This is a genomic window from Veillonella sp. (assembly GCF_019414865.1).
Lineage (GTDB): Bacteria > Bacillota > Negativicutes > Veillonellales > Veillonellaceae > Veillonella.
In genome coordinates this window covers 1-5,941 of the sequence record NZ_DXLG01000099.1, presented here as the reverse complement: position 1 = coordinate 5,941, position 5,941 = coordinate 1, and the positions used below count along the sequence as shown (strand labels likewise).

Sequence of the window (5,941 nt, the reverse complement as noted above, 5' to 3'; positions counted from 1 at the left end):
CGAGAAAGTAATAGTATAAATCACTTCTCTACATAATCATACTATATGTATTCGACTAAATTCTGTGATTTTCCTGCCTATTATAAAAAAATAAACTGGAATATATTTCTAATTTTTATATATTGAGAAATATATTCCAGTTGTTATTATCTGAGGATTTATAGTGTGCTTAACTATTGAGGTTTGCAGTTAAGCCACTGTCTGCTACATAGTACATCTCGCATTTAGAAGTGCGAAGTATAGATTTAGAAAGATAAGCTATAAATGCCAATACTATAGTTCGTGATGAAGTTTTGGGGTTGTTAAGAATGTAACATCAGGATTACGCTCTTGAACCCAACCCATTTGCCATTCATTGGAGATAAGCACTACAGTACGATCGCGATTATCCTTAACAATCATCGCATTATCTACACCTTTTAAAGACGCAATATCTACTTCACCATCAATCCAACGGGCAACACTGTATGGCAATGTATTATTTAATAAATCAACACCATATTCATTTTTTAAACGGTATTCTAAAACTTCAAATTGAAGCATACCTACGGCACCAACTACGAAGGAGTCGAGGGCACCTGGTTGTTCAAAGATTTGAACTGCACCTTCTTGAGCCAATTGTGTCATGCCTTTTTGGAATTGCTTACGCTTCATAGTATCTTTTGGAGATACGCGGGCGAAGAATTCTGGTGGGAACACAGGGAAGTCACCAAATGTTACCTTGTGTTTTTGTGCACATAGTGTATCACCTACGCCCATTGTGCCAGCATCGAAGACACCGATAATATCACCGGGATATGCATCTTCTACGATGGTACGTTCGGTAGCTAAAAATTGTTGCGGCTGAGACAAGCGAATTGTTTTGTTAGATTGGCGATGCAATACGGACACGCCCTTTTCAAATTTACCAGAGCAGATACGCATAAATACGATGCGGTCGTGGTGATTAGGGTCCATATTGGCTTGAATTTTAAATACTAAAGCGGAGAAGTCTTCGCTTGTAGGCTGCACCATTTCTTCCACGGCTTGTCGTGGAGCAGGGGATGGTGCTAGTTCTAAGAATTTTTCTAAGAATGGTTTTACCCCAAAGTTAGTCATAGCAGAACCGAAGAACATAGGTGTTAATTCACCTGCACGAACTTTATCAAAATCGAATGGATCGCCAGCAACGTCTAATAATTCGATATCATCAAGCAATGCTTGATATACATCGTCACCTAATAATTCTTTCATACGAGGATCAGTCAAAGCACCTTTTTCAGAGGCTAGCTTTTCTTGACCATGTGTTTCGTCTTTTGCGAAGAGCTCGATAGTTTCGTGTTCTCTATCGTATACGCCTTTGTATTCACCGTTGATACCAATTGGCCAGTTCATAGGGCATGTACGAATGCCAAGAACGTTTTCGATTTCTTCCATCAAGTCAAATGGGCTGCGACCGAAATGGTCAATTTTATTTACAAAGGTAAAGATAGGAATACCGCGTTCTTTAGATACGGCAAATAGTTTTTTCGTTTGTGCTTCGACACCTTTTGCAACGTCGATAAGCATGACAGCGCTATCGGCAGCCATCAATGTACGGTATGTATCTTCAGAGAAGTCTTGGTGACCAGGAGTATCAAGAATGTTGACACGACAGCCATCGTAGTCAAATTGTAATACGGAACTCGTTACGGAGATACCACGTTGTTTTTCGATTTCCATCCAGTCAGATACGGCGTGTTTTGCTGTTTTACGAGACTTAACGGACCCCGCTAAGTGAATGGCACCACCGTATAAAAGTAGTTTTTCTGTTAATGTAGTTTTACCCGCATCCGGGTGAGATATGATAGCAAACGTACGCCGACGTTGCACTTCTTCTAAAAATGTCATAGTTCACCTCTATTGTTTCGTTTGTGAAAGTCTTATTTTAATATATCATCTTCACACCATTCATATCTTTAAAATTATACATGATTTTGGTAGTTATGACCACTAAATTGTAGTATAATGAGATTTCAAAGAGCGGCTTGGGGAATAGCCGTTATTTTATGTTAAGGAGGGGGACCATGAGGTTATTTATTGCGGAAAAGCCATCCATGGCTCGCGAAATTAGTAAATGCTTGCCAGAAAACAAGAATATCCAAAAACGGAATGGCTATTTTATCCAAGGTGATGATGTGGTGACTTGGGTTGTAGGGCACGTATTACATCAAGCAGAACCTGGTGATTACGATGATAAATATATTCGCTGGCGCCCTCAAGATTTACCTATTGTGCCTGATGAGTGGAAATTACTCGTTACGGATAGTAGTCGTCAACAGTTTGAGACTGTAAAAGAATTAATCGGTAAAGCGGACATTATCGTCAACGCAGGTGACCCGGACAGGGAAGGTCAATTGTTGGTTGATGAAGTATTATATTATGTAGGAAATACAAAACCTGTACAACGTATCTTGCTAAATGCATTGGACGAAAAATCTGTTCGTGCCGCATTAAATGATCTACGGCATAATAAAGACTTTCACAATCTATATCAATCTGCATTGGCTAGAGCACGTGCAGACTGGCTTATTGGCATGAATTTATCTCGTGCCTATACATTGTCTGAACGTTATAAAGGTAATAAAGTAACATTACCTATCGGTCGTGTTAAGACTCCAACATTAGCCCTTGTTGTGCGCAGAGAGCGAGAACTAGCGGCATTTAAACCGGTCGATTATTTTACATTAAAGGTTTTATATAATCATCCAAATGGTGTATTCTGGGCTACGTGGCAGCCTACAGACGAACAAAAGGGGCTTGACCCAGATGGACGTCTTATTAATAAAGCCATAGCCGATGAATTAGTAGAGCGCTTACAGGCGGGGTCAGATGGAGTTATTAAAGCTGTTACAAAATCTAAAAAGAAAGATGTACAGCGTTTACCATTGTCTCTATCATCTTTGCAGGTATTAGCTGGTAAAGCTTTTTCCTATGATCCGCAAACTGTACTTGATACAGCACAGAAACTATATGAAAAGAAATTGACTACATACCCTCGTTCTGATTGTGAATATTTACCACCAAATCAATATGGTGACCGCAATGCAATTCTCAATAATTTACAGAATGCAGGAGATGAAAGACTAGCACAGTGGGCTACTGATGCAGACCGCTCCATTAAGAGCCGCGCTTGGAATGAAAAGAAGATTACAGCCCATCATGCTATAATTCCTACGACCGTAGCTTGTAATATAAATAGTTTGTCCCGTGAGGAACGCAATATTTACTTCCTCATTAGTCAGGCCTATATTGCTCAGTTTTATGGCGAACATATTTATGAGCAAACTAAAATCGTCGTGGAGCAATGCAAAGAAGAGTTTGTTGCCAATGGCCGTGTAGTTATAGACGAAGGATGGAAATTACTTTATAAACGACAAAAGTCTAAATCTGTGACAGATAATGATGAACCTGATTTAACTGATGAACGTGGTGCAGAAACAGACTCTAAAAAAGAGGCTATTGAAGAAACAGATCATTTGCCTGCGGTTAAGAAAAATGATTCTGTGCTTTACACGGATTCCTCTGTAGAGGCGAAGCAAACTAAGCCGCCTTCTCGCTTTACACCGTCTACGTTGTTACAAGCAATGAAGGAAATTCATAAGTTTGTAAAAAATGAAGACTTGAAAAAGCAATTAAAGGCGGTGTCTGGTATTGGTACAGAGGCGACTCGTGCTAATATTATTGATGAACTCATCAGTCGTGGCTTTATGAAAACTTCGGGGAAAAAGCAAGTTCTATCACCAACGGAAACAGGCTATCTTTTAGTAGATGCGTTGCCTGATGAATTGTTATATCCTGATGAAACTGCTGTTTGGGAAGAACGATTAGCTCTCATGAGTGAAGGTGAGGATACATTAGATTCCTTCTTATCTGATCAAGTTAAGTTTTTGCAGCTATTAATTGATAAGCTTGGCTTTGATAAACAGGTAAACTCTGGTCAAATGATGCCCAATGTAGTTCGTACTATAACAAATCAAAACCGGAAGCGCCCAATGGATAATACTGATGTAGATTTAACTTCTTTGCCAGTCTGTCCTAAGTGTAATAAGGGGCGAATGCAACCGCGTAATGGTAAATTTGGTGCTTTTTTAGGCTGTACTAATTATCCTGCTTGCAAACATACACAACCAGTTGAGGGTGATGTTTCAAATGGTGAAAGTAATATCACTGTAGCTGAAGAAGATAAACAATATAAATGTCCACGATGTAAAGAAGGATATTTTGTTAAGCAAGAGGCGAGAGGCCGAATTAACTGGATTTGTAGTAATCGATCTCAATGCAAGACACAATGCTCCGATGTGAATGGAGTGCCAAGTATTTATGCTAATAAATAATAAGATGTATATTAGTTAAAATATAAATTAGTTAAGAATATAAAAAGACGCGTACAGATTTCTCTGTACGCGTCTTTAATTTTATCTACGTTTACCACGACGTCCTGTTTGGGATGTGGATGTACGGCGTTGGCGTGTATTAGCGCCTTTGTGGCCACGAGCTTTATGAGCTTTAGCCTTTGTAGATTGATAGGAACTTGTAATCTTAGGTTTGCCAGATGACTTTGCACGTTTAGGTGCCGCACTTGCATTACCTTTAGTCTTAATTTGTCCATCTTTAGTGTATTTAGTAAGCGTTGCTTGGATGGCGCGCTCAATGCGACGTAACCAAGATTCATCTTGCGGCGTAGCAAATGTAACGGCCACACCAGAGTTGCCTGCACGACCAGTACGGCCAATACGGTGGATATAGTAATCTACGTCACGTGGTACGTCGTAGTTATAAACATGTGTAATGCCTTCAATGTCAATACCGCGAGCTGCAATATCTGTTGCTACTAAGATTTGTGTTTTAGCCTTTGCGAAATCACGTAATATTTGAGTGCGTCGACCTTGTGTCAAATCGCCATGCATTTCAGCAATATTTAGGCCTGCTGCAGTTAACTCATAGGATAAGCGAACAGCACCTTCACGCTTATTACAGAACACAATTGCTAAGAATGGGTTGTCTTCTTCGATCATTTTGATGAGACGTTGCGTTTTTTCTTCTGGGTTCATCATGTATACGCGTTGATCGATTGATTCAAGTGTAACATGTTTACCCTCAGCTGTTACAGAAGCTGGTTTAGACATATACGCTTTTGCAAGATTTCTAATCTTATCAGGAATCGTTGCAGAGAATAATAGAAGTTGTCTGTTTGCATCTGTTTGGCTAATGAGGTTTTCAATGTCTGGTAAGAAACCCATATGAAGCATTTGGTCAGCTTCATCGAGTACGACACGACGGATACAATCTAAGTGGAGTGAACCCCGTTTAGCATGGTCTAATAGGCGACCAGGCGTACCTAAGATAACTTGCGGACGGCGTCCTAATTGTTGTAACTGGGCTTCAATCGTTTTACCGCCGATAAGAGGAAGAATGTCTACATTTAAAATAGAACCTATTTCTTTTGCTTCATCGGAGATTTGTTTTACAAGCTCACGGGTAGGTGCAATAATGAGCACTTGTTCTTGATGCACATCGGTGTGAACACGTTGCAGAATCGGCAGTAAGAAGGCTAATGTTTTGCCTGTGCCTGTTTGAGCTTTTGCTATAACATCATTCCCTTTAAATACGACAGGAATGGCTTGTTCTTGAATTGGAGTTGGCTCCTTGATACCTTGTTTTTGAAGGGCTTGGATGAGTTCATCACAAACGCCTAGAGATTTAAAAGATTTCATGGATCGTCCTTTCTATAATACATATTATATTAATTATACCTTATGCACATAGTAGGGGCAAATAAATTGAATCATTACATAGAGTACTAATTTTATATGGCTAATTTTACATGGCACTATAGTAAATTGGTAAAACTAATGATGCGATTGTTGAAGATACTAATTGATAATAAATTGAGAAATGACGATTTGAATAAATGTTTATG

The 5,941-nt window shown here is 39.3% G+C and carries 3 protein-coding genes; 1 reads left to right on the top strand and 2 read right to left on the bottom strand.

The features are described from left to right. Positions 1-273 precede the first annotated feature (273 nt). Positions 274-1,869 carry a peptide chain release factor 3 gene (locus QZ334_RS06450; protein WP_295232934.1) on the bottom strand — a complete coding sequence of 532 codons (1,596 nt, stop codon included), beginning with the start codon at positions 1,867-1,869 and terminating at the stop codon, positions 274-276. Between the two features lie 176 nt (positions 1,870-2,045). Between QZ334_RS06450 and QZ334_RS06445 the strand changes: the two genes are divergently transcribed. Beyond that, a complete protein-coding gene (locus tag QZ334_RS06445; RefSeq protein ID WP_295232931.1) occupies positions 2,046-4,355 on the top strand; it encodes a DNA topoisomerase 3 in 2,310 nt (769 codons plus the stop codon). An 81-nt stretch (positions 4,356-4,436) separates the two neighbouring features. On the opposite strand, the gene QZ334_RS06440 is transcribed toward QZ334_RS06445, so the two are convergent. Then, the gene (locus tag QZ334_RS06440) at positions 4,437-5,735 is read right to left on the bottom strand and encodes a DEAD/DEAH box helicase (RefSeq protein ID WP_105088979.1); all 1,299 of its coding nucleotides are present in this window, start codon (positions 5,733-5,735) and stop codon (positions 4,437-4,439) included. Between the last annotated feature and the right edge of the window lie 206 nt (positions 5,736-5,941).

Bases quoted from the DNA above. Each gene is read 5' to 3' on its own strand.
- QZ334_RS06450 (WP_295232934.1), bottom strand. From the start codon at position 1,869: ATGACATTTTTAGAAGAAGTGCAACGTCGGCGTACGTTTGCTATCATA.
- QZ334_RS06440 (WP_105088979.1), bottom strand. From the start codon at position 5,735: ATGAAATCTTTTAAATCTCTAGGCGTTTGTGATGAACTCATCCAAGCC.
- QZ334_RS06445 (WP_295232931.1), top strand. From the start codon at position 2,046: ATGAGGTTATTTATTGCGGAAAAGCCATCCATGGCTCGCGAAATTAGT.